Here is a 26379-nt window from a genome sequence, read left to right as displayed (position 1 = left end):
GCCGCGGCTCATATCGGGTCGGTGGGCAGTGCCTCCAACTGGAACCGCGCGATCAGGTCGGGCAAGATCCGGCGTAGTGCGTCCACCGTGCCCTGCCGGTTCCCGCCGGCGTCGTGCAGCAGCACCACCGAGCCCGGTTCGGCCTGGGTCAGCACCGTCGCGGTGATCTTGCCGGCGCCGGGCAGTTCCCAGTCCGACGGGTCCACCGACCAGTGCAGCGGGGTCATGCCGAGTTGCCGCGCCACCGACGCCACCGGGTTCGTCCAGGCGCCGCCCGGCTGCCGGTACCAGACGATCGGCGCGTCCGGCACCGCCGCCTGGATCGCCGCGTTGGTGCGTCTCAGGTCGGCACGGATCTGGTCCGGCGGCCGGTTGCCCAGCGAGACGTCGTGCTGCCAGGAGTGGTTGCAGAGGGTGTGCCCGTCGGCCACGATCGCCTGGATCAGGTCCGGGTGGTCCTGGGCATTCTCGCCCACCACGCAGAACGTGGCTTTGACGTCGTATTCGCGCAGTGTGGCGAGCACCTGCGGGGTGTACCGCGGGTCCGGCCCGTCGTCGAAGGTCAGCGCGAGCCGTGGAGAGCCGGTGGTGGTGTGCGCGCCGAACAGCTTGTCGTCTCCGGCGGCTCGTTCCGACCCGTTCTGACCGGCCTCGGCGGGGCCGGCGCTGGCACTGGCACTGGCACTCGGGACGCCGGTCGGCTCGCCGCCGCTGGGTTGGTCGGCGTAGTGCGGCCCGTCGGCGTTCGTGGTGACACTGCTGGAGTGCCGTTGGCTCTGGTCGGGGATGAGGCTGCGGCCCAGCATGTACGCCGAGCCCAGCAGCGCCGCCACCACCAGCGTCACGATTCCCGTCGCCCTCGCGGGCGAGTTGCCCCGTGTCACGGCTTCCGCCCGGCTGGCCGGTCCGTCGCCCCCGTGGTTGCTGCGCGCACCGTCGCCCCTTTCTCCGACAAACCCGACAGTCAGAATAGAGCTGCCAAGCTGCGCAAAAAGGGCATATGGAAATAGTTCAGGCGGGCTCGGAGATTCAGACCGGCAGGGGCGCGTGCTCCGCCTCGGGCAGCGACCGCGACGGCGGAACGACGAACTTGTAGCCGACCTGGCGAACGGTGCCGATCATCGACTCGTACTCCGAACCGAGCTTGGCGCGTAGTCGCCGGACGTGGACGTCCACCGTGCGGGTGCCGCCGAAATAGTCGTAGCCCCAGACCTCACGCAGGAGCTGGTCCCGGGTGAACACCCGACCCGGGTGCTGGGCCAGGAACTTCAGCAGCTCGAACTCCTTGTAGGTGAGGTCGAGCGGGCGTCCCTTGAGCTTGGCCGCGTACGTGTCCGGGTCGATGGTCAGCTCGCCGGCCCGGATCGAGCCGCCCGCACCGGCGGTCGCGTTGCTCAGCCGGCCCACTGCCAGCCGCAGTCGTGCCTCCACCTCGGCGGGACCGGCCGAGGCGAGGATGACGTCGTCGATGCCCCAGTCGGCGTTCAGTGCGATCAGACCGGCCTCGGTCACCACCGCGACCAGCGGCACGCCGAGCCCGGTGGCGTGCAACATTCGGCAGGTCGCTCGGGCCTCGCTCAACTCCGACCGGGCGTCCACCAGCACCGCGTCCGGGCTGGGCCCTGCGACAAGGGTGCGGACGTCGCGTGGCGCGGTGCGAACCGAGTGCGGCAGCAGGTCAAGTGCCGGCAGCACAGCCGACGGTTCCCCTGCGCGCGCGGTCACCAGCAGCAAGATCTCCACGATCACCTCCGTCCCGGCGGCGCACGGCCGCACGCGACCAGTCACACTCACGATGGAGTGTGCTGAGAAACTGCGTGGTCCCGGCGTCGCTGACGGGCGGGTAAACGGGTTGAGCGTAACCGATCGCCTCGGCCGTACCGTCAGGCCATTTCCCGTTTGTCCACCTTGCCCCTGATCGTGGCGCAGGTTTTAACGTTGCTGAAACCCGTGACCACCGCGTCGGGCGGTCGGTCTGGCACGATCAGGTCGTGTTTCCCTCCACCTCGCCCGAGGCCGGCCGCGAATCGTGGCCCGCCGGGCCCCACCCGGGCCCGGCCGGACCGGCCCGCGGCCAGCCGCCCGCGCCGCGTACCGGCCCGGCCACCACCGACGGCGATCGCCGCGAACGGGGTGGGCCGCGTCGTGCCCGGCCCGCTGGCGAGCCGGCCCGTCGATCCGAAGACGAGATCGACGAGCCGGAAGAGGAGGTCATGCCCCCGGTCGAGGTGCGCCGTCAGCTGGCGCTGACCATCGCCGGCTTCGCCGCTCTGCTCGGTGTCGGCCTGGTGCTCGGCGCCCAGACGTCAGGCCCCGGTCACCGGCTGCCGTTCGCGTTCATCATCTTCGGCGTCCAGTTGCTGTTCGTGCTCGCCTGGACGATGGCCATGCGCCCGCCCGCGCTCCTGGTGGTCGCCGGGATCAGCGCCGCGGTCGCGGCGCTCGTCGACATCGCCGCGGTGCAGAGCGACATCGCTGGCCTGGCGCCGCTGGGTTACCTTGCCGCCGGCGGGTTCCTCGCTGCGGTGCTCGGCCAGTTGGTCCGCCGGGTCGACCGGGTCCGGGTCACCGACTCACTCGGCGCCACGCTGCTCATCGTGGTCGGGGTGGTGGCCTTCGGCACCCTGATCGTGCTCAGTCGAATCCCGGCCGGCACCCAGGCGATCACCGTCTGCCTGACCGCGAGCGGCGTCGCGCTGACAGTCGCCCGGCTCACCGACGCCGTGTTGCCCTGGCCGCGGCTGGCCCCGCAGGTGCCCCGAGGTGCCGCTGGCGTGGTCGCCGGTGCGATGGTCGGCACGCTGACCAGCGCGCTCCTCGGCAGCTACCTGGTGGCTCCCTTCACGCCGACCCGGGCCGCCGTGATCGGTCTGGTCGCGGCGGTCACCGCCGTCCTCTCCGACCTCGCCGTGGGGTATGCGGAGGCGGGCCGGCTGATGGCCGGCGAACCGCCCACGATGTGGGTGGCCCGGCACATGCAGGGCCCCCTCGGAGGCTTCGCCCTGGCGGCGCCAGCCGCGTACGCCATGTGCATGCTCTTCCTCTGAGTCACGGTTGAGCCCGGAGCCGGTCGGGTACCTATGGGTGCGCCGCCCTGCGGCAACCGGTATCGACGGCCCGCTGCGGTGCGGCGGGCAAAGACAGGAGGCGGCGTGGCGCAGGACTATCCGGCGGAGGGGACGCGGCCCCGACGGCGCGGCCGCAAGCTGCTCATCGGCCTGTTCGTCCTGCTTCTACTGGTGGCCGGGTTGCTGGTGGTCGCCGACCGGGTGGCGGTCGGGGTGGCCGAGCGGGCCATCGCCGACCGGGTCCGTCAGGAGGTCGCCAAGCAGGGTGCGCAGTCCGCCAAGCCCGTGGTGAAAGTTGCCGGCACCCCGTTCCTCACCCAGGTGCTGGATGGCCGTTACCAGCGGATCTCCATCAAGCTGCGGGACGTGCAGGCCTCGGTCGAGGGCGACGCCGTACGGCTGCCGGTGCTCGACGTGGACGCCCGGAACGTGCGGGCCTCGCTGGACACCCTGCGCACCGGGCAGGGTGACGTCGTCGCGGACACGGTCAACGGCACGGGCACGATCAGCTACGACAGTCTGGCCGCGCTGCTGAAGCGGCCGGGGCTCACCCTCGGCGAGCAGAACGGCAAGCTCGCCGTCACCGCCCCCGTCGACATCCTCGGTCAGAAGCTCACCGTCAGCGGCACCGCCGACGTCACCGTCGCCGACAACGGTGCGGTCGCCCTCCGTTTCAACGATCTGGACGCGGCTGGCCTGCCCAACCTGCCGTTGGCGCGCGCCTTGCTGAACAACTACGCCAAGAGCATCTCCGTCGATGTGCCTCTGCCTGACCTGCCGTTTCAGCTCGCCGTCCGGGAGGTCCGACCGCTACCGGAGGGGCTGGCGGTCACCGCCGACGCGAAGAACGTGCCGATCAACTCCGCCGGCTGACCCGGGGCCGGCGGTGGGATGCCGAACCCGCCGGTGGCGTTGGCGATTCCCGGATGGTGGTCGGCTCAGTGGCAGCACGGTCACTGGCTGGTAAGCTCCTGGCCATGGGGACCCACCTCACCAAACGGCGCGCGGTCGACCTGTGTCGCGTGACCACCTGCCTGTGTCGCCCCGTCATCTGACGGCGGGGCTGTCTCCGGCCGCCTGACGGCGGCCACCGGCACAGGGTTCTCACACCCTCCGGATCCCACCGAACGCCCGGCAGCGGCGCCGTCGCACGAACCCGTGATCCCGTCCTTCCGCTGGGTCCCGCGCGTGGTGCGACAGCCACACCCATCGATACTCGCGCGTTGGCTCACCATCCATCCTCACCAGGGAGTGAATCGATGAGTCGCGACACCGCACTCGTTTCGGCCGAGTGGGCCGAGAAGAACCTCGACGCCCCGGGCGTCGTCTTCGTCGAGGTCGACGAGGACACCTCGGCCTACGACACCGGCCACATCGCCGGCGCCATCAAGATTGACTGGAAGACCGACCTGCAGGACCAGGTCCGCCGGGACTTCGTCAACAAGACCCAGTTCGAGGCGCTGCTCTCCGAGCGGGGCATCAGCAACGACGACACCGTCATCCTCTACGGCGGCAACAACAACTGGTTCGCCGCCTACGCCTACTGGTACTTCAAGCTCTATGGCCACGGCGACGTGAAGCTGCTCGACGGTGGTCGCAAGAAGTGGGAGCTGGATGCCCGACCGCTGGTCACCGACGCGGTGTCCCGCCCGACGACGCAGTACGTCGCGCAGGAACCGGACACCTCCATCCGGGCCTTCCGCGACGAGGTCATCGCCGCGATCGGCACCAAGAACCTGGTCGACGTGCGCAGCCCCGACGAATTCTCCGGCCGGTTGCTCGCCCCCGCCCACCTGCTGCAGGAGCAGGCGCAGCGGGGCGGGCACATCCCGACCGCGATCAGCGTGCCGTGGTCCAAGGCTGCCAACGAGGACGGCACCTTCCGGTCCGACGACGAGCTGCGCCGGATCTACGGCGACGCGGGGCTCGACGACGGCAAGGAGACCATCGCCTACTGCCGGATCGGTGAGCGCTCCTCGCACAGCTGGTTCGTGCTCCAGGAGCTGCTGGGCCACCCCAACGTCAAGAACTACGACGGTTCCTGGACCGAGTACGGTTCGCTGGTCGGCGTGCCGGTCGCGCTCGGTGACGAACCCGGAGAGGCCTGATCATGACCACTCCCACCGCCACAGGTTGCGCCGCGCCGGACCAGGCCGCGCCGCTGCCGGCCGGGCTGGACCTGGAGAAGGAAACCGTGATCACCGGCATCGTCAGCTCCGCTGAGGACGAGCCGGTGCCGGGCGCGTACGTCCGGCTGCTCGACTCGACCGGTGAGTTCACCGCCGAGGTGGTGACCTCGGCGGCCGGCCAGTTCCGGTTCTTCGCCGCGCCGGGTTCCTGGACGCTGCGGGCGCTGTCCCGGCATGGCAACGGCGACACCGCCGTCACGGCCGGCCGGGGCATCAACGAGGTTGCCGTCACCGTCGCCTGACCCACTGCTCTGATCGACCGGGGTCGGTCACCCACACGGGGTGGCCGACCCCGGTCGTGTTCAGGACGCGCTCCGTCGGCGGGGTGTGCCCAGTGCGTAGCTAGCTGGTGATGTCGTGTCACTCTGATCGAGGGCAGGCGTGCGCGGGGTCGGCTATCGGCTCGGCCCTCCGCCCCGGCCTGCCTGATCGCAGGCCGTCGCCAGTTCCTGGACCGCCGCCGCCTCCGCCGCCGGGCCGGCGGACCACCCGTGACACCATGGTCGGGTGAGCGGTGCTGTCCAAACGGGTTTGGCCTCTTCGACCGGTCCCGCCGCGCCGGCACCCGCCCGGTCGTGGCGGCGTTGGTTGCTGGCCGCGACCGCGGCCTGGGCCGTGGTGCTGGCCCTGCTCACCTGGACGTCGGTGCGTGACGATCCGCCGACCGTGCGCGAACAGCGTTCCCTCGACCAGGCCGGCCCGGTGGTCGACCGGGCGGTCGGCGAGCTGACCCGGGCGGCTGGTGCGGCCATGCTGGAGTTGGGTCCGCCGCGGATCGCGTCAGGCTGCCGAGTCACCCCGCTGGCCGACGGGGCGAGGCTGCGGCGCGAGGTCGTCGTGCTCGCGCCCACCGGCACTGAGCAGGCTGTGCTGGCCGGCATCGCCGAGCGGTTGCCGGCCAACTGGCGGGCCGGGGTCGGGCCCGGGCTGGACGGCTCCGAGCTGCACGCCGACGCCGGAGAGTTCGTGGCCGTCTCGGGGCGGCCGACCGTGGACGGGCGGGTCCGACTGATCGTCGACACCGGTTGCCGGCCGGTCGGCTCCGGCTACACGCCAGCCCCGGCCACCGCTGTCGGCCCGGAGGCCGTCGCCCTGACCGCCGCGCTGCGGGCGCTCGACCGGCCGAGCGACGCCGCGTCGGAGCTGATCACCGCGCCCTGCCCGGGCGGCGGGCTGGCCCGTACCGCGCGGTCGTCGGGAAATCCCGGCCCGGCGGCCTCGGTGGCCGCGCTCGCCCCGCTGGCTGGCGACGCCCCACTGCTGGACAAACCTCCGGTGTACGCGTACCGCACCGGTCCGGTCACGGTGCTGGCCGAGCTCGGCCCGGACGCCACCCGACTGGCCGCCACCGTCGGCTGCCCGGGTTGAGTCGAGCAGTCCTCGCGGGTCAGCCGCCGCTCGGCTGATCCTCCGGGCCACGGCTGCGGCCCAACGCGTCGACCGTGCCCCACCGGCCGGGGATGTCCAGCAGCTCGATCCGGCCCATGCCCGGTGGCACCGCCGGGTCGATGATCAGGTGCTCGTTGTGCGGCTCCAACCCCAGCATCACCCGCAGCAGCAGAAGCGGGGTGCCCGTCGACCAGGCCTGCGGGCTGCACGCGGTCGGGTACTCCACGGGGTAGCCGGTGAGGTCACGGGCGTAGCCGGCGAAGGCCTCCGGCAACTGCCCCTCGAAATACTGGGACGCCGCCAGCATCGAGTCGCAGATGAGCCCGGCCTCGTCCCGGAAGCCGTACCGCCACAACCCCCAGGCGATGATCGAGTTGTCGAACGGCCAGACGGTGCCCACGTGGTACCCGATCGGGTTGTACCGTCCCTCGTTCTCGGCGAGCGTACGCACTCCCCAACCGGAGAACAGGCGTGGCCCGAGCAGGTGCTCGACCACCTTGCCGGCGCGGGACTCGTCCACGATGCCGCTCCACAGCAGGTGCCCGATGTTCGAGGTCAGGGCGTCCACCTGCCGGCCGTCGACGTCCAATGCGAGTGCGTAGTACCCGCGGTCGGCGATCCAGAAGTCACGGTCGAACCGCCGCTTGAGATCGGCGGCCTCCCGCTCCAACCTGTCGGCGTACTCCGGGTCGTTCCAGAAGGTCCGGGCCAGCCGGGCAGCCCGGATCTTCGCGTCGTACGCGTAGCCCTGCAGCTCGCAGGTCGCCCGGGGGAAGCTGGGCAGCTGGCCGTCGGCGTAGGAGATGGCGTCCCAGGAGTCCTTCCAGCACTGGTTCTGCAGTCCGCTGTCCGGGTTGCGGGTCTGGTACCAGAGGTAGCCGGTGCCGAGCAGGTCACCGTAGGTGTCGATCCACTCCAGCGCCGCGCGGACCTGCGGCTCCAGTCGCTGGACCAACGCGGCGTCGCCGGTCCAGCGCTCGTACTCGTCGATCAGGATGATGAACAGTGGCGTCGAGTCGGCCGATCCGTAGTACGGCGAGTGCGGCTGCTCCTCGAAGCCGGCGGTCTCCCCGTACCGCAGCTCGTGCAGGATCTTGCCGGGCTCCTCGTCCCGGAAGTCGTCCACCCGCTGCCCCTGGAGTCCGGCCAGCATCAGGATGGTCGGCGGAACCAGCTCCGGCAGGAACGGCAGCACCTGCAATGAGGTGATGATGCTGTCCCGGCCAAAGAGAGTCATGAACCAGGGCAGTCCTGCCGCGATCAGCCGCACCCCCAGGGCGATCGACTCGTAGCGCAGTGCGGCCAGGTCGTTGAGGCTGCGCCGGTACGCCCCGGCCAGTGGCGCGCAGTCGCAGCCGAGCTTCGGCGCCCGGTCGATCAGTTCCTGCTGCTCGGCGCGGATGGCGGCCGCGCTGCGGCTGCCGCCGTACGGCAGGGTGGTCCGGATGTCCTCGCCACGCGCCCCGTAGATGACGCTGGACACGTGCAGCCGGGTGGTCCACCTGCTGTTGCGGGCTATCCGGATCCGGAAGGTCATCCCGTCGGCGTCGACCTGCGCCGGCGCGGTGGACTTGACCAGCGTCTCCCGGTGGAATGCTTCCCGTCGGTAGGTCAGCCGCAGCTCGTTCTCCGCGACCGAGGTCGTGGTCCGGCCCTGCTTCTGCCGGGAGTGTTTGATCTCGAACAGGTCGGCGAAGTCAGCTCCGATGTCGATTCGGACGGTGAATTCGGCCTCCGTACCAGTGTGATTCAGCACGGTCAGCTCCTCCTCGAAGCTGCCCACGATCGCCCGGCTGCGGATCACCGATGCCTTCGCGTCCAGATAGTGCGTGGGTTCACCGGGGGCAAGGAAGAACTTGTTGCCGTACGACTCGTTGTCGTCGACGGAGAGGGCGTGCAGCCGCTCGCCGTTCAGGGTGAGCACCCAGTTGGACAGGAATCGGGTGTCGAAGGAGAACAAGCCGGTGGGGAAGTCGTAGGACGGTTCGATGTCCCCCCGCCGGTCGCTGACCAGGAAGGTGTTGCCGTCCAGAATGCTGACGAGTTCCTTCACGCCGGCCGCCCGGCTGCTCTGCGGGCCACCTCGCGGGGGTCGCGGGTGCCGGGCGGGTTCGGAAAGAACCGGCGGAAGGCGAGGAAGAGCACCACGTTCCCGCTGAACGTGCTCTCGTTGCGCAGCACCGCGGCGAGGCCCTGGGCCTCGCCGCTGATCAGCCGGTCGAAGAGTGCCGCACTGCTGTACCAGAGGGCGTCGGCCGGCCCGCGCGCGCGGCTGACCTGCACCGACCCGGGCCGCGTCCGGACCAGCCAGTGCTCGGTCCGGTGGTCGCTGCCGAGGTCGATCTGGAGGGTCCCGTCGATCAGGCCGCCCAGGACGTCCGGGGCGCGCGACGGCAGTGATTCAAAGAACCTCTCCGTCGCCTCGGTCACATCCAGATCGTAGGCAACCGTCCGAGATGTCGGGCTGGTATCGGCACTCCACTCGATCGATCCGCCGCGCCGGTGGTCAGTAGACCAGTGCCTGCGCGCCCTCGGCCAACGCCTCCTCGACGAAAGCCGCAGCACCCGCGATCCGGACCCCGGGCAGTACGTCGTCCGGGCCGATCTCCCGTCGGGCCGCGCACTGGGTGCAGGCGGTCACCCGGCCACTGGTGAGGATGACGTGCAGCAACTCGGCCAGCGGTGCGGAGTGTGGCAGCTCGAACTGCTGGGCACGACCGGGCAGGGCGAACCAGGTCGACTCACCGGTCAGCCAGAGCGACACGTCCACCCCGGCCGCGACCGCCGTCGCGGCGACCGTGAATGCCTGCGCGCACCGCTCCGGGGCGTCCGCCCCCGCGGTGGCCTTGACGACGAGATTGCGGGCCATGAGGCCCAGCATAGGATGTTCCGGATGGTTACCGAGATCGGGTTTGTCAGCCTGCTGGTCGCCGGTTTGGGCGGGCTCGCCGGTGGCCTCGTCTACCTGGCCGTACGCATTTCGAGAGGACGCTGGTGAGCGAGAACCCGCTGCAGCCGCCGTGGCTGAACGCGCCGCCGGTCGAGGAGTACCCGTTCGAGGAGAGTCACGACCTGCGGGTCGGGCCGAAGCTGCACCCCGCGCTGGATGGCCTGCTGCCCTACATCGGCTTGTGGCGCGGCCGGGGCAAGGGCGGCTTCCCCACCATCGAGGACTTCGACTACGCGCAGGAGATCCGGATCAGCCACGACGGCCGGCCGTTCCTGCACTACGAGTCCCGTGCCTGGATCCTGGACGAGCAGAGCAAGCCGGTCCGTCCGGCCGGTCGTGAGGTCGGCTGGTGGCGGCCGGTGCTGGTGGATGGTCGGGCAACCGACGAGTTGGAGGCGCTGCTGACCACCCCGACGGGGGTGACGGAGCTGCACCTGGGCAAGCGCACCGGCACCCAGGTCGAGTTCGCCACCGACGCGGTGATCCGGACTCCGACCGCCAAGGAGGTCACCGGCGGGCACCGGCTCTTCGGCATCGTCGACGGCGCGCTGCTGTATGCGCAGGAGATGGCCGCCATGGGGCACGGGCTCAGCCCGCACCTCTCCGCCCGGCTCATCCGGGTCGGCGGCTAGGCGGGGAAACCCAGCAGGGCCTGCAGGGCGGGGGTGCGCGGGCAGTCGGCCCGACGCACCCCGTCCAGCGTGTGGACCTCGACGGCTCCGCGTACCGATGAGGTGAACCACACGCCGTCCGCGGCGTGCAGTTCGGCCGTGGTGACCATCCGCTCGGCGGCGCTCAGGCCCAGCGCGGCCGCCTGGGCGAGCAGCCAGGCCACGGTCGTGCCGGCAAGGATGCCGGTGGTGGCGGCCGGCACGGTGCAGAGCGTGTCGTCGGTGAGCCACACCACGTTGGCCGTGGGGCCCTCCAGCGCGTATCCGTCGGAGGAGATCCAGAGCACGTCGTCCACCCCGGCCCGGCCGGCCCAGCGGCGGGCGGCGCTGTTGACCGCGTATGACGTGGATTTGATCCCGGCCGGCAGCCAGCTCAGCCCGTTGCGAGCGTCGGCGGGCACCCCCAGCGGCAGGGTGGCCACACTGATCCCGTTCCGCCGGGCGACCCGGGACGACGCCGGCACCTCGGTCAGCGTGGCGTAGACCGTCGGGGGGCCGCCGATCTCCGGGCCCCGCGTGCAGACCAGTCGAAGTGCCCCTTCCACCTGCGCTGGCCAGCCTGCGCGCACGTCGTCGAGCAGATCGATCAGCGCGGCGGTGGGAGGCAGGGCCAGGTCGACGGCGGAGGCCGCCACGACCAGGCGGGCCAGGTGTTCGTCGCGCAGCCACGGTCGGCCCTGCCGCAGGTGCATGGTCTCGAAGAGGCCGTCGCCGCGGAGTACGCCGAGGTCGTCGCCGCGGAGCACGGGGTCGCCGACCGCCACCGGGCCGCGCCCGAGAACGACGATCCGCGCGGTCGGGTCGGCCGCGACCTTCCCGACGGACGACATCACCATGACCGTCGAGCCTAGCGTTGGTCGTCGCAGTGCGGGGACTGGCCTGGTGGCCGAACTATGATCGGATGGTGTCCGAATCCTCCCTCGCGGAAATGCTGCGGGCCCGTGGGCTGCGGCTGACGGCCCAGCGGCAGCTCGTCCTCCAGGCGGTGCTCAATCTGGGCCACGCCAGCCCGGAGCAGGTGCACACCGCCGTCCGGGAGGTCGCCGCCGGCGTCAACATCACCACCATCTATCGCACGCTTGAGCTGCTGGAACGGCTCGGCCTGGTCACCCACACACACCTGTCGCACGGCTCGCCGACCTATCACGCGGCCGGTGAGCACCAACACGTCCACCTGGTCTGCCGGGAGTGCGGCGCGATCGATGAGATCGATCCCGAGCTGCTCCGTCCGCTCGCCGACCAGTTGGCCGCGCAGCGGGGGTTCCTGGTGGATATCGGGCACGTGTCACTCTTCGGCGTCTGCGTACGCTGCGAGAACGGGGACGACAAATGATCGACATCGCGGGCGCGGTGGCCGTCGAGAGCATCGACGAGGCCAGCCGCGACCAGCCGGATCCGGCGCACGTCGCGGCCGGGGTACGAGGGGTGGCCGCGCACTACGGCGACCCGCTGCGCGAGCAGCGCACCCTCGACACCGAGGTCGGCCTGGTCGACCGGTCGCACCGAGGGGTCATCGCGGTGCCCGGGGAAGAGCGGGCCGGTTGGCTGCACACGGTCACCTCGCAGCACCTGACCACGCTGGCCGCCGGTGAGGGCACCGAACTGCTGGTGCTGTCCCCCCACGGCCACGTCGAGCAGCACGCTCTGGTCGCGGAGGACGGCGAGACCACCTGGTTGGACACCGAGCCGGGGGCCACCGAAGGTCTACTGGCCTACCTGGAGAAGATGCGGTTCTTCAGCAAGGTCGACCCGCGTGACGCTACCGCCGAGCGGGCGCTGCTGTCGCTGGTCGGGCCGGCGGCGACGGAGGCGCTGGGCACGCTCGGCGTGACCGGGCTGGCCGCGCCGGACCTGATCCCGGTGCCGGGTCCGAAGTTCGCCCACGGCGCCGTGCCACCCCGGGCGAGCGTTCGGTACGACGTCCGGCCGCTGCCGATCGGCGGCTGGGCCCGACGCGGCCCGCTCGGGGTGGACCTGCTGGTGCCCCGGTCAGCGATGGACCAGGTGGTGGCGGAGCTGCGTGGCGCCGGCGTGCCGCTCGCGGGGCTCTGGGCGTACGAGGCGATCCGGGTGGCCGCCCGGCAGCCCCGGGTCGGGGTGGACACCGACCACCGGACCATTCCGGCCGAGGTCGACCTGATCGCCCCGGCGGTGCATCTGGACAAGGGTTGCTACCGGGGCCAGGAGACGGTGGCCCGGGTGCACAACATGGGCCGGCCGCCGCGTCGCCTCGTCCTGCTGCACCTGGACGGGGTGACCACCGACCAGCCGCCGACCGCCGGTACGCCGGTGACCCTCGACGGCCGGGCGGTTGGCTTCGTCGGCACCGCCGTGCTGCACCACGAGCTGGGCCAGGTCGCCCTCGCGGTGCTGAAGCGGAACGTCGCGGACGATGCCGCGCTGATGATCGGCGAGACCGCGGCGGCGATCGACCCGTCCTGAGCGGGCCGTCTAGGATCGCCGGCATGATGACAGGAACGTTGATCACGGTGGCCCCGACCGGCGCGGAGTCGGCCAAGGCGGAGGTGCCGGCGTTGCCGGTGACCCTCGACGAGCTGCTGCTCACCGCCAAGGAGTGCGAGGCACTCGGCGCTGCCGTGATCCACGTCCACATCCGCGACGATGCGGCGCGGCCGACCCTCGACCCGGTGCGCCTGGCCGACACGGTGGCCGCGCTGCGGGCGAGCACCGACCTGATCGTGCAGCTCTCCTCCGGCGGAGCGGTGACCGACCCGGAGGCCGCCCGACTCGCCGTGCTCGACGCCCGGCCGGACATGGCCTCCTGCACCATGGGCACGGTCAACTTCGGCGACGATGTCTTCCTCAACCGCTGGGAGTTCATCGTCGACCTGCACACCCGGATGCAGGAGCGTGGGATCGTGCCGGAGTACGAGATCTTCGACCTCGGCCACCTGTCCGCGTTGCAGCGGTTGCTCGGCAAGTACGGGCTGCCGGCCGGCGGGCACGTGCATGTCGACTTCGTGATGGGTGTGCCGGGCGGGATGCCGGGCACCACCGAGACGCTTGTCGCGGCCCACCGGATGCTGCGGGACCTCCCCGAGGGCACCACCTTCTCGGCCACCGGCGTCGGCCGCAGCACGATCCCGGTGCTGCTGGCCTCGCTGTCGACGGGCGGCCACCTGCGGGTCGGCATGGAAGACACCGTGACGTATGCGAAGGGCCGCCCGGTGGAGTCCAACATGCAGCTGGTCGCCCGCGCGGTCGGCTTCGCGCAGCTCGCTCAGCGCCCGCCGCTCACCACCGCCGAGGCCCGCGAGCTACTCGGGTTGTAAGGCCGGGCCTGTCCGGCGCCCCTGTCACCCGAGCGGTGGACCACCTGGTCACCCCGCCGCCGGGCACCCCTGGACCGTCGGTACCGTCCAGCGCGTGACGAAGACGTACGAGGGCGGCGCGCCGCTTGCCGAGGTGGTCCGGTCCGGGTTCGTGGAGGGTGCGCACCGCGGCTCGGTGGTGGTGCTGGACGCCGCCGGTCTGCCGGTGGCGTCCGCCGGGGACGTGACGTCGCCGGTCTTCCCCCGTTCGGCCAGCAAGCCGATGCAGGCGATCGGGATGCTCCGCGCCGGCCTGACGTTGACCGACCCGGCCGACGTGGCGCTGGTGGCGGCGAGTCACGCGGGTGAGAACTTCCACCTGGCCCGGGTCGGTGCGCTGCTGGAGCGCGCCGGGCTGGACGCATCGGCGCTGCACTGCCCGCCCGACCTGCCGGTGGGCGCTGCGGCCCGGGAGGCGGTGCTGCGCGCCGGTGGCGGCCCCACCAGAGTGCAGATGAACTGCTCTGGCAAGCACAGCGGGATGCTGCTGACCTGCGAGGCCGCTGGCTGGCCGTTGGACGGCTACTGGCGGCCGGAGCACCCGCTGCAGCAGCGGTTACGGGCGGCCATCGAGGAGTTCACCGGCGAGCAGGCGGCGGCGGTGGGCGTGGACGGCTGCGGTGCCCCGGTGCTCGCGGTGTCGCTGACCGGTCTGGCCGGGGCGTACCTCCGGCTGGTTGACGCCGAACCCGGTTCGGTGCCGCGTACGGTGGCCGACGCCATGCGCGCCCACCCGGAGATCGTCGGTGGCACCCAGGCCGACGACACCCGGCTGATGCGTGGTGTCCCGGGCCTGCTGGCCAAGGTCGGTGCCGAGGGCGTGATCGCGGTGGCGCTGCCGGGCGTCGGCGCCGTCGCTCTGAAGATCGACGACGGCGCCGACCGCGCCCGGATGCCGGTGCTCGTCTCGGCGCTGCGCCGGCTCGGCGTGGACGCTCCGGTGCTGACCGAGTACGCCGAGGTGCCGCTCTTCGGCGGTGGTGTTCCCGTCGGGGCGGTCGGCCCGCTCTGGTGAGCGCCGCGCCGCCGGGCGCCGTGGAACCGGTGCCGCGCGTTCAGCTCAGGAAGTCGAGCAGGGCGGCATTGACGGGCTCCGGGCGCTCCAGTGGCAGCAGGTGCGCGGCATTCGGCACGTCGGGCAGTCGTACCGCGCCGGGGACCTCGGTGGCGATCCGGTCGGCGAGCCGGCTGATGTCCGGCACGTCCACGGCCCCGGCGGTGACCAGGACGGGCACCTTCAGCTCGCCGAGACGGTCGATCGCCGGCGGCGTCAGCTCTCCCACCTCGACCGCGCCGAGCGCCAGTTCGGCGGCGAGCGCACGCTGGTCCATCTCCTGCGCGAACGCGAGCAGCTCGGGGTCGACGTCTTCCGGTTGACGCCCCGGGCCGACCACCCAGAACCGCACCTCGCCGGCTGCGCCGGCGACGAAGTCGTCGGGGTCGACCTCTCCGACCAGCTGGTCCCAGAGGTCGTTCGCCTCGTCGGACCACTCGTTGCCGGAGACCGCCGTGTCGAACAGCGCGAGGGCGCTCACCCGGTCGGGGTGGGCCAGCGCGGTGTCGATGGCGACCGACCCACCGAAGGAGCAGCCGACCAGGGCGGCCCGGGGCAGGTCGAGCGCGTCCAGCAGTCCGGCCACGTCGTCATGGTGCGAGAACGGGGTCGGGGGCAGCTCCGAGTCGCCGTAGCCGCGCAGGTCCGGAACGATCACCCGGTGCCGGGCGGCGAGCGCGGACAGCTGCCCCCGCCACATCCGCCGGTCGGCGATGCCGGCGTGCAGAAGAACGACGGGCGAACCGGTGCCGGCCTCGTCGTACGCGATGCTTGCTCCATTGACTGTGATCTTGTGCACGGACGGACCGTACGGATCGGATGAGCGGTGCGCAAACGGCATGCTGAGACCTTGCTAACTATGGCAAGCGTTTTGCTTGCAGGAGCTAGCGCGGGGGATTAACGTCGCTGTCATGGCCACACCCAAGGACCTTCCCGACGTCGGCGGGTTCATCCGCGATCTGCGGCGCAACGCCAAGATCTCGCTGAGGCAGCTCGCCGAGCAGGCGGGGGTCAGCAACCCGTACCTCAGTCAGATCGAGCGCGGCCTGCGCAAGCCCAGCGCCGAGGTGCTCCAGCAACTGGCGAGCGCGCTGCGGGTCTCCACTCCGGCGATGTACCTGCGCGCCGGGCTGCTCGACGACAAGGAAGGCCACGGTGTGCTCGCCGCCATCGCCGTGGACGCCGACCTGACGATGGCCCAGAAGCAGTCGCTCAGCCAGATCTACGAGACGTTCCGCCGGGAGAACACCCGGCTCGCCGAGGCCCGGGCCGCTGCCGACGACAGCGGCGCGACCGAGGCCCAGGCCGCCGAGGGCAGCGGCACGGCCGGGGTCACCACCCCGACCGACGTCGCCGACCAGCCCGCCGACGTGGCCAACCTGGCCGCCACCGGCCCCACCACCGCAGGCGGCACCCCCACCGAAGCCGTGCTCGAGTCGGTCGCCGTCACCGAGGCGGGCACCGCCCCCGCCCCGAACAGCACCAACACCCCTGAGAAGAAGGCCGCCGGTCCGGCGGTCCGGAAGGCCGCCGAGGCGGCCGAAGAGGAGACGTCATGAGCGAGCCGAAGACCAACCGCATCCCCGCCCCGATCTACGCCGCCGCTGGCGCGGGTGAGTTGGCCCTCGAGCAGTTGCGCAAGCTGCCGGCCGTGGTCGGCGTCCTCGGCACCCGGGTCGTCGCCGACCTGGGTGGTCGGGCCGTGCTGACCGGCTTCGAGCTGCGCCAGAAGGCCACCGAGACGCTGCGTACCGTGAATGAGACCGCCGGCACCCTGCGCGACCGGGCCCAGGCCGAACTGGACCTGAACAAGCTGCGCGAATCGGCCGACCTGAACAAGCTGCGCGAATCGGCCGACCTGAACAAGCTGCGCGAGGTTGCCGACCCCGACAAGCTGCGCGCCGCCGCGACCCGCAACGCCGCCCTGGTGGTCGCGGGTGCCCAGGCCGCCCAGGAGCGGGCGTTCGCCGCCTACGGCGCGCTGGTCGCCCGCGGTGAGCGGGTCGTCGGCACCGGCGTGCTGGAGGCCGCCGAGACGGTCAACGCCGACATCGAGGCGACCCAGGTTGTGACGTCGGCCACCGCTCCGGCCGTCGCCACCACCCCGGCCGTGGCCGACGTGCCGACCCCGGCCGACATCCCGACCCCGGCCGACGTGGCCGAGATCGCCGAGGCCAAGCCGGCCGCCGTCAAGAAGGCCGCCCGTGCGCCGAAGGCTGCCAAGCCGGCCGCGAGCCCGTCGGCGAAGCTCCCCCGGGCCACCAAGCGGACCAGCCCGGCGGCCGAGTAGTTCGTCATGTCGACGACCCCGGCGGCGTCCTTGTCGGACGTAGTCGGGGTCCTCGACATAAGCTTGCCGGCATGGCCAACGCCGCGCCGATCTTCGTCTTTGCCGTCCGTGAAGTGATCCAGCTGATCCTGCTCGTCTTCGCGCTGATCGTCCAGGGCGTCGCCCTGGTGCACGCGATCACGCAGCGCTCCGATGCCTTTCCCGCCATCGGGACGCTGCCCAAGGGTGGCTGGATCGCCATCCTGGCGGTCTGCCTCCTACTGACTCTGCTCGGCTTCGGGCCGATCAGCCTCTTCGGACTGGTCGGCATCGCTGCCGGTCTGATCTACCTCCTCGACGTCCGAGTCGGCCTACGCGAACTCGGCGACGGCAAAGGGTTCTGGTGAGAGGTTTCCGCTGGCCACCTCCGCCGGACAGCGGGCCCCGCACCTGGGGGCCCGGCCCGGGTGGGCCGCGTACCGGCCGACCGGCGCTGCCGGAGCCGGAGACCGAGCTGGTCACCACCCCACACGACGTCCGGCTGGAACGGCTGGTCACCGGCACCGGTGATCCGGTGACCGTCTTCGCGCACGGGCTGGGCAACGGCATCGCCACCACCCGTCCGTTCGGCAGTGGGGTGACCGGCCGCAAGGTGTTCTTCCAGTTCCGCGGGCACGGCCGTTCCGAGGCACCGGACGGGTCGTGGACCTACCTGGACCTGGCCCGGGATCTGCGGGCGATCGCAGACCTCGGCCGGGCCAGTCGGGCGTTCGGCGCGAGCCTCGGCGCGGGTGCCCTCTGCCGGCTACTGGCCGAGAGCCCGGGGCGTTTCGAGAAGCTGGTCTTCTTCCTACCGGCGGTGCTCGACGAGCCGCGCGGGCCGGTCGCCTGGGAACGCGTCACGGACCTGCTGGAGGCGGTGCAGAGCGGGGACGCCTCGGCGGTCGCCGACGTCGTCTCACTGGAGCTGCCCGCGGCGATCCGCAACACTCCGGCCGGCTGGGCATACCTGCGGCAGCGACTCGACCAGCTGCTCCGCGACGGTTTGGCCGACGGCCTGGCCACGCTGGCGGGGCAGACGCCGCTGCGTGAGATCAGCGACCTGTCGGCGGTCACCGCGCCGGCGCTGGTGATCGGCTGCGCGGGCGACGACCTGCACCCGGTCGAGGTCGCCGAGCGGCTCGCCGCCGCGCTGCCCCAGGCCACCCTGCACGTGTACGACCGGCCCGGCGTCCTCTGGTCGGAACGCGCCGACCTGCGGGACCGCATCTCCGGCTTCCTCAACGAGTAACGTGCCCTGTCATGGGCGTCACACAGCACGGCCGTACGCAGCGTCTCGATCTTGCCGACCCGACCCTGCGCGAGTGGACCTGCACGGTCCTGCATGCCGATCCGGAGCAGGGCATCGTGCTGGACCGGTCAGCGTTCTACCCGGGTGGCGGGGGTCAACCGCCGGACCACGGCGTGCTCCTCTGGCAGGGCGTGCAGACCCGGATCGTCGGCACCCGCAAGGGCGACGACCCATACCTGATTCCCGCCGAGGGTGACCCGCTGCCGCCGGCCGGCACCGAGGTCGTCGGTGCGGTGGAGGACGAGCGCCGCACCCGGCTGATGCGTACCCATTCCGGGCTGCACGTGCTCTGCGGAGTGGTGTTCCGCGACTTTGGCGCGCTCGTGACCGGCAACTCGATGGAGCCGGGCGAGGCCCGGATGGACTTCAACCTCCCCGAGGTGCCGGCCGACTTCAAGAGTCGGATCGAGGAGCTGGTCAACGCCGAGGTCGCCGCCGACCGTTCGGTCGCCGTGCGGGTGTTGCCGCGCACCGAGGCCCTGGCCTTGCCGGACATCATCCGCACCCAGTCCAACCTCATCCCGCCGGACGAGCAGGAGGTCCGGATCGTCGACATCGTCGGGCTGGACGTGCAGGCCGATGGTGGCACCCACGTCGCCTCCACCGCCCAGATCGGCAAGGTGCAGGTGGTCAAGGTGGAGAGCAAGGGCCGGGCCAACCGCCGGGTCCGCGTCCGTCTCGTGGACTGAGTAAGCCCGGTGGCCTGGTGGTGGAGATGGGCGACGGCACCAAGGCGTACAACGACGACATCTCGGAGACCCCGGCCTTCGTCGGCCGCGCGGTGGCCGCGCTCGCCGCCGACACGGAAAAGGCCCGCTGGAGCGGCAGGTCCGTCGACGCCGGCACGCTGGCCAAGGTGTACGGGTTCACCGACGTCGACGGCAGCCAGCCCGAGGCCTTCCGGTACATCGTCGAGGTGGTCGACGCGGGCAAGCCGGCCGACGTCACCGGCTACCGGTAGAGCGCGCGGAGGCGGTCGGCCGCCTCGACGAACAACCGGCGCAGCTCGGGTGGATCGAGGACTTCCATCTCGGGGCCGAGCCCCAGCAGCTGGTGGTACGCCACCTGGACGGACTCGACGGGCAGCCCGGCCACCACCCAGCCCTGCCCGTCGGGTGCGCCGGCGGCGGCCACCACCTCGTCGTACACGAAGGGGGCGTCCACCAGGTGCCGGAGCTGGCGCAGGCCGGCCGGGCTGAGCCGGACGGTGACCTCGGCCCGCAGCATGGTCCGCAGGAACGCACCGGCCTGCTCGCGCCAGTGCCCGGCCAGGTCGAAACCCTCGTCGCGGTCGAAGTGTTCCTCGCCCACCTCGACGCCGGTGACCCGGTCCACCCGGTAGGTGCGGGCGTCGTCGCCGACCCGGCCAACGAGATACCAGACCCCACTCTTGAGGACCAGCCCGTACGGCTGGACCCGGCGGGTCACCTCCCGTTCGCCGCGTCGGTAGCGCAGCTCCACCACCCGGTCCGCCCAGACCGCCCGGGCCAGTTCGGCGAGTCGGGGTGGCGGCGCGGTCTCCCGGAACCAGCCCGGCACGTCCAGGTGGAACCGCTGCCCAGCGCGGGCCGGGGCGTCGCGCAGGGCTGGCGGCAGCGCGGCGAGCACCTTCAGCTCGGCGGCGGCGACCGCGTCGGTGAGCCCCATGTCGCCGGCCGGTCCGGGTAGCCCAGCGAGGAACAGCGCCTCCGCCTCGTCCCGGGTCAGCCCGGTCAGCCGGGTGCGGTAGCCGCCGAGCAGGCGGTACCCGCCCGCTCGACCCCGGTCGGCGTAGACCGGCACACCGGCGGCGGAGAGCGCCAACACGTCCCGGTAGACGGTCCGCTCGGAGACCTCCAACTCCCGCGCCAGCTCGCCCGCGGTCATCGACCCGCGCGTCTGCAACAGCAACAACAGCGAGATCAATCGGGACGCGCGCACCCGCCCATCCTGCCCCGGCCCCGCTCACCGCCCGCCGGGGGTCAGCAACCCTCGGTCGTACGCGGTGGCCACCGCGGCAGCCCGGTCGTTGACGCCGAGCTTGGCGTACACGTGCAGCAGATGCGTTTTGACGGTGGCTTCGCTGATGAACAGGCGGGCAGCCGCCTCCCGGTTGGAGGCACCGCGGGACACCAGGGTGAGTACCTCCAGCTCTCGCTGGCTGAGCGGCTCCTCGGCAGGGGCGCGCAGCCGGCCCATCAGCCGACCGGCGACGCTCGGCGCGAGCACCGACTCACCCCGGGCGGCGGCCAGGACCGCGCGGACCAGTTCCACCCGGGGCGTGTCCTTGAGCAGGTAGCCGGTCGCACCGGCCTCGATCGCCGGCAGCACGTCCGCGTCCGTGTCGTAGGTGGTGAGCACCAGCACCCGGGCGGCGCTGCCGGCGCGGGCCAGCCTGCGGATGGCGGTCACCCCGTCCATCCCGGGCATCCGCAGGTCCATCAGCACCACGTCCGGGCGCAGCGTCGCGACCAGAGCCAGTGCCTCGGCCCCGTCCGCGGCCTCGCCGACCACCTCGAAGCCGGGGTCGCCGGTGAACATGCCGCGCAGCCCGTCCCGCACCACCGGATGGTCGTCGACGATCAGCAGCCGTACCGGGGCGGTCAACCGGCACCGCCGGGGAGCGCGGGGACGGTTGCCGAGACGGCGGTGCCGCCACCCGGCTCGGACTCGACGGCGAGTTCGCCGCCGACCCGGGTCACCCGCTGCCGCATCGCGGTCAGACCGTACCCGCCGTCGGGTTCCCGGGATGTCGGCTGGTGGGTGACGTCGAATCCCGTTCCGTCGTCGCGGACGTCCAGGGTGACCACGTCCGCCATGTACGACAGGGTCAGCCCGACCCGGGACGCCTTGGCGTGCCGGGCCACGTTGGCCAGTGCCTCCTGTGCGGCCCGCAGCAGGGTCACCTCGATTTCCGGGTGGAGTCGGCGGGGCGTGCCGGTGGTGGCCACCTCGGCCCGTACCCCGTGCAGATCCGTCCACCGCCCGCCCAGTTCGGCGAGGGCGTCCGGCAGCCGGGCGGTCTCCAGCGGTTCCGGGCGGACCGCCCGCACCGAGCGGCGTGCCTCGGTGAGACTCTCCCGGGCCAGGGCCAGCGCGTTGTCGACGTGCCGACGCCAGTCCTCCGAGCGGTCCCTGGTCTGCTCGGCCGCCTCCAGTTGGGTGATGATGCCGGTCAGCCCCTGCGCCAGCGTGTCGTGGATCTCCCGCGCCATCCGCTGGCGCTCGTCCAGCACGCCCGCCTCGCGAGCCTGGGTGAGCAGTTGGGCGTGCAGCCCCGCGTTCTCCCTGGCAGTGTCGGCCAGCTTCTGGTTCGCCTCGGCCAGCTCCTCCACCAGCAGTTTGCGGTTGGCGTTCTGCCGCTCGCTGACCATGCTGAACCAGGCCAGTGCACCGGCTATCCCGGCGTTGAACAGCACCAGCACCGACCAGAGCAGCCAGTGCTCCACCGAGGTGGGCGGGCCCGCGCTCTGCGCCGTCGCGACCAGCACACCGGTGACGGCCACCCCGGCGAACCGCCACCGGCCGGGAAGCACGAGGAACGCGTGCAGGAAGCCGACCCAGGCGAAGAAGCCGTACCACGGGCTGGCGACCACCAACACGGCGCTGGAGGCGAGCAGCCCGACGTAGTAGGCCGCCATCAGGGCCCGCCGGGTGATCCACTGCGGGTGCAGGGTGATGAACCAGGCGACCCAGCAGCCGGCTGCCACGGCGACGGCCAGGGTCGGCGGGAACGGCAGGCTGCCAGGGGCCGGTGCGAAGCGTGCCAGCACGGTCCCGACGAGCAGCCCGACGAAGGGCACAACCCGGTAGACGTCCGCCTCGCGCGCCTCCCACACGGCAAGCCGGTCGACCTGTTCGGCGGTGCTGGTCATCAGTTGTTGCTCACTCCCAGCGGAAAAGTTTTGCGGCGGTCGCGCCAGCGGCCACCGCGACCACCGCCATTATCCCGAGGTGCAGCGGGTGTGGCGACGTCCCCGTCCAGGCATCGAGCAGCGCCTGCACCCCGGGTGGCGTGTAGTCGCCGATCCGGACCAGGAAATCCGGCAGGAGGAACCGGGGAAGGTAGACGCCGCCGAAGAACATGGTCAGCATGAACACCGGCACCGCCATGGCCTGCGCCGCCTTGACCGTGCGGGCCACCGCCGCCACCAGCAGGCCCAGCGCGAGCAGCGCAGCCGTGCCGAGGACGAGGGCCAGCGCGAAGCCGAGCGGACGTTGCGGAAGCGGCACGTCGAAGGCCAGCCGACCGACCACGATGAGCAGCACGGCGCTGACCAGGATGGTGGCGAGTGAGATGACCAGTTGGGCGGCCAACAGCGCGGCCGGGCTGGCCGGAGTGGTGGCCAGCCGGCGCAGCACCCCACGCTCCCGGTAGGTGGCCAGCACCGTGGGCAGGATGTTCACCGCTGACATGGCGAGCGTGATCACCAGCAGCGACGGGACGAAGTACTCGATGAAGGACAGGTTGCCGAACTGCGGATCCGGCTCGCGCAGCGCCGGGATCAACCCGAACACCAGCAGCAGCGCGAGCGGCAACGCGACGGTCAACAGCGGCGAGCCGAAGTCCCGCAGGAAGAGCCGTGTCTCGATCTTGAGGATCTGCCCGAAGGCGTGCATGTCGGTTCTCCCTCAGGCGGCGGGCCGGTGCCCGGTCAGCTCGACGAACGCGTCGTCGAGGGTGGACTGCTCCAGCCGCAGGTCCGCGGCGACGATCTGGTTGCGGGCGAGCACCGAGGTGACCGCGTGCAGCACGTCACCGGTGCCGCTGACCACCAGTTGGGCGCCGGTGCGGTGTACCGCGCTCACCTCGGGCAGGTCAGTGAAGAGCCGGTCGTCGACCGGGCTGGACGGGCGGAACCGGACGCGCTGCTCCGGGACCACCGCCGACACCAGACCCGCCGGGCTGTCCAGTGCGACGACCCGCCCCCGGTCGATCACGGCGATCCGGTCACAGAGCCGCTCGGCCTCCTCCATGAAGTGGGTGACCAGCACGATCGTCACGCCACTGTCCCGGATCTGCTCGATGAGGGCCCAGGTGTCCCGCCGGGACTGCGGGTCCAGTCCGGTGGTCAGCTCGTCCAGGATTGCGATCTGCGGATTGCCGACCAGCGCCAGCGCGATCGACAGCCGCTGCTTCTGACCACCGGAGAGCTTCTTGTACGCGGTGTTCCGCTTGTCGCCCAGACCCAGCCTGTCGATCAGGCCCGCCGGGTCGGCCGGGGTGCGGTAGAACGAGGCGTACAGCTCCAGCGCCTCGGCGACCCGCAACTGGTCCGGCAGTTGGCTCTCCTGGAGCTGCACGCCAACCCGCTGGCGGAGCTGGGCCGCGTCCCGGCGGGGGTCGAGCCCGAGGACCGACACCCCGCCCCCGTCCGGGACGCGAAGCCCGGCGACACACTCCACCGTGGTGGTCTTCCCTGCGCCGTTCGGACCGAGTACGCCGAAGATCTCCCCGGCCTCGACCGCGAACGACACGTCGGCAACGGCGACGACATCGCCGTACCGCTTGTGCAGGTTGGTCACCTCAATGACCGGCATCTCGCCGCCTTCCGCCGCTGGCTTCGTACCCCTCAATGGTTGCCGGGGTGACCCGGCGGTGAATCGACCGGTCGGTGATGATCATCGGCGTCCCCGGTGGATCACTTCCGCCCATCAACCGGTTGATGTGTTCGGCGAGAGTCGCTGCTAGCGCTCGGCCAGGCGGGTTCGAGCACCGCTCGCTAGGCTGCTCGATCGTGGACGTCAGCAGAATCGCCAGCCCGGTGACCGGGGTCGTCGGACGCTTCCTCGCCGGGGCGGGGCTGCTCCTGCGGGGGCTGGGTCTCTACGTCCGCAGCCCGGGGTTGATGCTGCTCGGCGTCGTGCCGGCGTTGATCTCCGGCGCGCTCTTCGTGGCCGCGCTCGCCACCCTCGTGTACTTCGTGGACGACCTCGCCGCGCTGGTCACCCCGTTCGCCGACGACTGGTCGAGCACCACCCGCAGCCTGGTCCGGGTGATCGCCGGGTTGGCCTTCCTGGGGGTTGGCGGCCTGCTCGGAGTGCTCACCTTCACCGCGGTCACCCTGGTCATCGGCGACCCGTTCTACGAGAAGATCTCCGAGCAGGTCGAGCAGCGGTACGGCGGCACGCCCGGCGCGGTGGACGTGGCCTTCTGGTCGTCGTTGCGCCGCAGCCTCGCCGACTCGGTACGGCTGGTGGCGCTCACGGCGCTGGTCGGCATCCCGCTCTTCCTCGCCGGCTTCATCCCGGTGGTCGGCCAGACGGTCGTCCCGGTGATAGGGGCGGCGGTGGGTGGCTGGTTCCTTGCCGTGGAGTTGGTCGGGGCCCCGTTCTACCGGCGCGGAATGCGGTTGCCGCAGCGCCGCACGATCCTGAAGGCCGACCGACCCACCGCGCTCGGCTTCGGGGTGGCGGTCTTCCTCTGCTTCCTCATTCCGTTCGGCGCGGTGCTGGTCATGCCGGCCGCGGTCGCGGGTGCCACCCTGCTGGCCCGACGTTCACTCGGCCAGCCGATCGAGAAGAGCTGACATGGAGATCACCCTGGTCGAGGGGGACATCACCGCCCAGCGCGTGGACGCCATCGTGAACGCCGCGAACTCGTCCCTACTCGGTGGCGGTGGCGTCGACGGCGCCATCCACCGGCGTGGCGGCCCGGCCATCCTGGCCGAGTGCCAAGCGCTGCGGGCGTCCCGCTACCCCGACGGGCTGCCGACTGGGCAGGCGGTGGCGACCACGGCTGGTGAGCTGCCGGCCCGCTGGTTGATCCACACCGTCGGGCCGGTCTGGTCGGCCACCGAGGACCGCTCGGCGCTGCTGCGCGACTGCTATGCCAACAGCCTTCAGGTGGCCGACGAGTTGGGCGCGACCACGGTGGCGCTTCCGCTGGTCTCTGCCGGCATCTACGGCTGGCCGGTCGAGGACGCGGTCCGCCAGGCACTGTCGGTGCTGCGCCCGGCCACACCGGCCACGGTCACCGAGGCGCGCCTGGTGCTCTTCGGCGCCGACACCCACGCCACCGCACGCCAGGTCTTCGACAACTCCGTCGCGTAGGGCAACAGCCCTTCCCTTGATCATTTGATGGTAAGTAGTTCTCAGGAGCGGGCCTCAACTACTCACCATCAAATGATCAGCGCAGACCAGGCGCGGCGAAGCCGGGACGGGCGCTACCGAATGGCCGGGGCCACTCTGCTGGCCGCCGTTCGCTCGGCCAGCCGATCGACGAGAGTTAGATGCAGATCACTCTGGTCGAGGGGGGACATCACCGCCCAGCGGGTGGGGCTACGCCGCCCGTGCGTCATCCCACAGGGACTCGAAGTGCTCCACGTAACGATCGAATGGACCGCCGGCCTCCCGGCGGCGGAGGTGCATCGTCACTGAGTCCTGCCCTAGCCCTGCGCCGATATGCGTAGCCACAATCGCATCGTCGTCGAAGATCCAAACGGACATGGCAACGTGCCGTTCTGACAGTCGGGCGGCAAGGGGTTCCGGAGACTTCGCGATCTCTGCCTGTGTCATGGCTATGCGGGTCGCGAGCGTGAGGGGCGTTGCCTCGATGCGCTCTCGCGCCGTGGTGACCGCGCTGCCGGGGTCACCGAGCAGGAAACGCACATCGGTGCCGCCCTGGGCCTTCGCGCCGAGCGTGGCGGCGGCGTTGGGTACCTCAAGCCATACGAAGTAACTCGTGTACCCGCCGAACCACAACCGTGTGTCCGCTTTATTGATCAACTCGCGGAATAACGAACGCGGAAGGTCGGATCGGCGTGCGTACACGCCAACTAGCTCACGATCTGAACCGACCTTGATAGCGCGGCGGACGACTTCGGGCCAGAGCACTTCTACATCCTGACCCAACACCCCGGCGGCCCGCATCCTGGAGCGAGGGTGAGGAACGCGACCCCTGCTGATCCACCGCTCAACCGTCTTTGGATCCACACCGCATTTCTCGGCGAGGTCAACAACAGTCAGCCCCGCCGATCTGAGGGCTTGTCCGAGGGCGTCGTTTCGCGTCATCGCAAGGGGACCTTTCCTAGACGTCCCCGATGGTCGCACACGGACGGTACAGGCGTCCGGCACCCGCTGAAACCGTACGGATAGGCGGTACCGCTGGTGGAAGCGACGCCCGGC

At 71.4% G+C, this 26379-nt stretch carries 32 protein-coding genes and 1 pseudogene; 20 read left to right on the top strand and 13 right to left on the bottom strand.

The genetic code is table 11. The features are described from left to right. Positions 1-8 precede the first annotated feature (8 nt). Positions 9-845 (bottom strand): polysaccharide deacetylase family protein, encoded by an 837-nt coding sequence (locus tag OG811_RS08170; protein ID WP_406073056.1) that lies wholly within the window; start codon positions 843-845, stop codon positions 9-11. A gap of 184 nt (positions 846-1029) precedes the next feature. Next, on the bottom strand, positions 1030-1749 hold the full coding sequence (locus tag OG811_RS08165; protein ID WP_406075594.1) for a winged-helix domain-containing protein: 720 nt from the start codon (positions 1747-1749) through the stop codon (positions 1030-1032). Positions 1750-1991: 242 nt separating this feature from the next. Between OG811_RS08165 and OG811_RS08160 the strand changes: the two genes are divergently transcribed. The 6 genes from OG811_RS08160 (at position 1992) to OG811_RS08135 (ending at position 6625) form a co-directional block, all read left to right on the top strand. Then, on the top strand, positions 1992-3047 hold the full coding sequence (locus tag OG811_RS08160) for a hypothetical protein (RefSeq protein ID WP_406073054.1): 1056 nt from the start codon (positions 1992-1994) through the stop codon (positions 3045-3047). 105 nt (positions 3048-3152) lie between these two features. Then, positions 3153-3941: a DUF2993 domain-containing protein gene (locus OG811_RS08155; RefSeq protein WP_406073052.1), complete on the top strand. Its 789-nt coding sequence runs from the start codon at positions 3153-3155 to the stop codon at positions 3939-3941. A gap of 53 nt (positions 3942-3994) precedes the next feature. Continuing rightward, the gene (locus OG811_RS08150) at positions 3995-4123 is read left to right on the top strand and encodes an Ms5788A family Cys-rich leader peptide (protein ID WP_406073050.1); all 129 of its coding nucleotides are present in this window, start codon (positions 3995-3997) and stop codon (positions 4121-4123) included. A 204-nt stretch (positions 4124-4327) separates the two neighbouring features. Next, complete coding sequence (locus OG811_RS08145; protein WP_406073048.1) at positions 4328-5176, top strand: sulfurtransferase; 849 nt, start codon at positions 4328-4330, stop codon at positions 5174-5176. Between the two features lie 2 nt (positions 5177-5178). Then, positions 5179-5499, top strand: a complete 321-nt coding sequence (locus tag OG811_RS08140; protein WP_406073046.1) for a DUF1416 domain-containing protein — start codon at positions 5179-5181, stop codon at positions 5497-5499. Between the two features lie 265 nt (positions 5500-5764). Beyond that, positions 5765-6625, top strand: a complete 861-nt coding sequence (locus OG811_RS08135; RefSeq protein ID WP_406073044.1) for a hypothetical protein — start codon at positions 5765-5767, stop codon at positions 6623-6625. 19 nt (positions 6626-6644) lie between these two features. Here OG811_RS08135 and OG811_RS08130 read toward each other — a convergent pair whose 3' ends face one another. The 3 genes from OG811_RS08130 to OG811_RS08120 all read right to left on the bottom strand — a co-directional run bounded on the left by OG811_RS08130 (position 6645) and on the right by OG811_RS08120 (position 9527). Further along, positions 6645-8699: a glycogen debranching N-terminal domain-containing protein gene (locus tag OG811_RS08130; protein ID WP_406073042.1), complete on the bottom strand. Its 2055-nt coding sequence runs from the start codon at positions 8697-8699 to the stop codon at positions 6645-6647. Continuing rightward, the gene (locus OG811_RS08125) at positions 8696-9076 is read right to left on the bottom strand and encodes a hypothetical protein (RefSeq protein WP_406073041.1); all 381 of its coding nucleotides are present in this window, start codon (positions 9074-9076) and stop codon (positions 8696-8698) included. Before OG811_RS08125 ends, OG811_RS08130 begins: the two co-directional genes overlap by 4 nt. Positions 9077-9152: 76 nt before the next feature. Next, positions 9153-9527 carry a DsrE family protein gene (locus tag OG811_RS08120; RefSeq protein ID WP_406073040.1) on the bottom strand — a complete coding sequence of 125 codons (375 nt, stop codon included), beginning with the start codon at positions 9525-9527 and terminating at the stop codon, positions 9153-9155. A 12-nt stretch (positions 9528-9539) separates the two neighbouring features. On the opposite strand from OG811_RS08120, the gene mtfM reads away from it, so the two are divergent. Then, positions 9540-9644, top strand: a complete 105-nt coding sequence (gene mtfM, locus OG811_RS08115; protein WP_030327764.1) for a small membrane protein MtfM — start codon at positions 9540-9542, stop codon at positions 9642-9644. Then, positions 9638-10228, top strand: coding sequence for an FABP family protein (locus OG811_RS08110; RefSeq protein WP_406075593.1), 591 nt, complete (start codon positions 9638-9640; stop codon positions 10226-10228). The genes mtfM and OG811_RS08110 overlap by 7 nt, the downstream gene beginning before the upstream one ends. On the opposite strand, the gene OG811_RS08105 is transcribed toward OG811_RS08110, so the two are convergent. Further along, positions 10225-11103, bottom strand: a complete 879-nt coding sequence (locus OG811_RS08105; RefSeq protein ID WP_406073039.1) for an aminotransferase class IV — start codon at positions 11101-11103, stop codon at positions 10225-10227. The genes OG811_RS08110 and OG811_RS08105 overlap by 4 nt on opposite strands. 65 nt (positions 11104-11168) lie before the next feature. Between OG811_RS08105 and OG811_RS08100 the strand changes: the two genes are divergently transcribed. The 4 genes from OG811_RS08100 to OG811_RS08085 all read left to right on the top strand — a co-directional run bounded on the left by OG811_RS08100 (position 11169) and on the right by OG811_RS08085 (position 14614). Then, positions 11169-11600, top strand: coding sequence for a Fur family transcriptional regulator (locus OG811_RS08100; RefSeq protein ID WP_406073038.1), 432 nt, complete (start codon positions 11169-11171; stop codon positions 11598-11600). After that, entirely contained in the window at positions 11597-12709 is a 1113-nt protein-coding gene (locus OG811_RS08095) for a YgfZ/GcvT domain-containing protein (RefSeq protein WP_406073037.1), read from the top strand. The genes OG811_RS08100 and OG811_RS08095 overlap by 4 nt, the downstream gene beginning before the upstream one ends. A gap of 23 nt (positions 12710-12732) precedes the next feature. Continuing rightward, entirely contained in the window at positions 12733-13560 is an 828-nt protein-coding gene (locus OG811_RS08090) for a 3-keto-5-aminohexanoate cleavage protein (protein ID WP_406073036.1), read from the top strand. Positions 13561-13654: 94 nt separating this feature from the next. Then, positions 13655-14614 (top strand): asparaginase, encoded by a 960-nt coding sequence (locus OG811_RS08085; protein WP_406073035.1) that lies wholly within the window; start codon positions 13655-13657, stop codon positions 14612-14614. A gap of 40 nt (positions 14615-14654) precedes the next feature. On the opposite strand, the gene OG811_RS08080 is transcribed toward OG811_RS08085, so the two are convergent. Beyond that, positions 14655-15452: an alpha/beta fold hydrolase gene (locus OG811_RS08080; protein WP_406073034.1), complete on the bottom strand. Its 798-nt coding sequence runs from the start codon at positions 15450-15452 to the stop codon at positions 14655-14657. A 112-nt stretch (positions 15453-15564) separates the two neighbouring features. Between OG811_RS08080 and OG811_RS08075 the strand changes: the two genes are divergently transcribed. From OG811_RS08075 to OG811_RS08050, 6 genes and pseudogenes are all read left to right on the top strand, one after another. After that, entirely contained in the window at positions 15565-16212 is a 648-nt protein-coding gene (locus OG811_RS08075) for a helix-turn-helix domain-containing protein (protein WP_406073033.1), read from the top strand. Continuing rightward, positions 16209-16943 (top strand): hypothetical protein, encoded by a 735-nt coding sequence (locus OG811_RS08070; protein ID WP_406073032.1) that lies wholly within the window; start codon positions 16209-16211, stop codon positions 16941-16943. Before OG811_RS08075 ends, OG811_RS08070 begins: the two co-directional genes overlap by 4 nt. A 71-nt stretch (positions 16944-17014) precedes the next feature. Further along, positions 17015-17329: a DUF2516 family protein gene (locus OG811_RS08065; protein WP_406073031.1), complete on the top strand. Its 315-nt coding sequence runs from the start codon at positions 17015-17017 to the stop codon at positions 17327-17329. Continuing rightward, positions 17326-18213 carry an alpha/beta fold hydrolase gene (locus OG811_RS08060; protein WP_406073030.1) on the top strand — a complete coding sequence of 296 codons (888 nt, stop codon included), beginning with the start codon at positions 17326-17328 and terminating at the stop codon, positions 18211-18213. The genes OG811_RS08065 and OG811_RS08060 overlap by 4 nt, the downstream gene beginning before the upstream one ends. 11 nt (positions 18214-18224) lie before the next feature. Then, on the top strand, positions 18225-18962 hold the full coding sequence (locus tag OG811_RS08055) for an alanyl-tRNA editing protein (RefSeq protein ID WP_406073029.1): 738 nt from the start codon (positions 18225-18227) through the stop codon (positions 18960-18962). A 59-nt stretch (positions 18963-19021) separates the two neighbouring features. Further along, positions 19022-19234, top strand: a pseudogene (locus tag OG811_RS08050) (short-chain dehydrogenase); the annotation flags it as partial. On the opposite strand, the gene OG811_RS08045 reads toward OG811_RS08050, so the two are convergent. From OG811_RS08045 to OG811_RS08025, 5 genes are read right to left on the bottom strand one after another with little or no spacing between them, the layout of a single operon-like run. Continuing rightward, positions 19225-20193 carry a helix-turn-helix transcriptional regulator gene (locus OG811_RS08045; RefSeq protein WP_406073028.1) on the bottom strand — a complete coding sequence of 323 codons (969 nt, stop codon included), beginning with the start codon at positions 20191-20193 and terminating at the stop codon, positions 19225-19227. The pseudogene OG811_RS08050 and the gene OG811_RS08045 overlap by 10 nt on opposite strands. 24 nt (positions 20194-20217) lie before the next feature. Next, positions 20218-20859: a response regulator gene (locus OG811_RS08040; protein WP_406073027.1), complete on the bottom strand. Its 642-nt coding sequence runs from the start codon at positions 20857-20859 to the stop codon at positions 20218-20220. Then, positions 20856-22127, bottom strand: a complete 1272-nt coding sequence (locus OG811_RS08035) for a sensor histidine kinase (RefSeq protein ID WP_406073026.1) — start codon at positions 22125-22127, stop codon at positions 20856-20858. Before OG811_RS08035 ends, OG811_RS08040 begins: the two co-directional genes overlap by 4 nt. 10 nt (positions 22128-22137) lie before the next feature. Further along, positions 22138-22872 carry an ABC transporter permease gene (locus OG811_RS08030; RefSeq protein WP_406073025.1) on the bottom strand — a complete coding sequence of 245 codons (735 nt, stop codon included), beginning with the start codon at positions 22870-22872 and terminating at the stop codon, positions 22138-22140. A gap of 12 nt (positions 22873-22884) precedes the next feature. Next, positions 22885-23793: an ABC transporter ATP-binding protein gene (locus tag OG811_RS08025; protein WP_406073024.1), complete on the bottom strand. Its 909-nt coding sequence runs from the start codon at positions 23791-23793 to the stop codon at positions 22885-22887. Between the two features lie 197 nt (positions 23794-23990). Here OG811_RS08025 and OG811_RS08020 point away from each other — a divergent pair, with 197 nt between their 5' ends. Together OG811_RS08020 and OG811_RS08015 are read left to right on the top strand one after the other, a co-directional pair. After that, the gene (locus OG811_RS08020; RefSeq protein WP_406073023.1) at positions 23991-24782 is read left to right on the top strand and encodes an EI24 domain-containing protein; all 792 of its coding nucleotides are present in this window, start codon (positions 23991-23993) and stop codon (positions 24780-24782) included. Between the two features lies 1 nt (position 24783). Further along, on the top strand, positions 24784-25305 hold the full coding sequence (locus tag OG811_RS08015) for an O-acetyl-ADP-ribose deacetylase (RefSeq protein ID WP_406073022.1): 522 nt from the start codon (positions 24784-24786) through the stop codon (positions 25303-25305). A 228-nt stretch (positions 25306-25533) separates the two neighbouring features. Here the strand turns inward: OG811_RS08015 and OG811_RS08010 are convergent, their stop codons facing one another. Beyond that, positions 25534-26088: an XRE family transcriptional regulator gene (locus OG811_RS08010; RefSeq protein WP_406073021.1), complete on the bottom strand. Its 555-nt coding sequence runs from the start codon at positions 26086-26088 to the stop codon at positions 25534-25536. Positions 26089-26379: the final 291 nt, after the last annotated feature.

Origin of the sequence: Micromonospora sp. NBC_01638, from assembly GCF_045209745.1 — a bacterium.
Classification (GTDB): Bacteria; Actinomycetota; Actinomycetes; order Mycobacteriales; family Micromonosporaceae; genus Micromonospora.
Note: the sequence above shows the minus strand (reverse complement) of the source record. Positions and strands in the feature narration are given on the sequence as shown.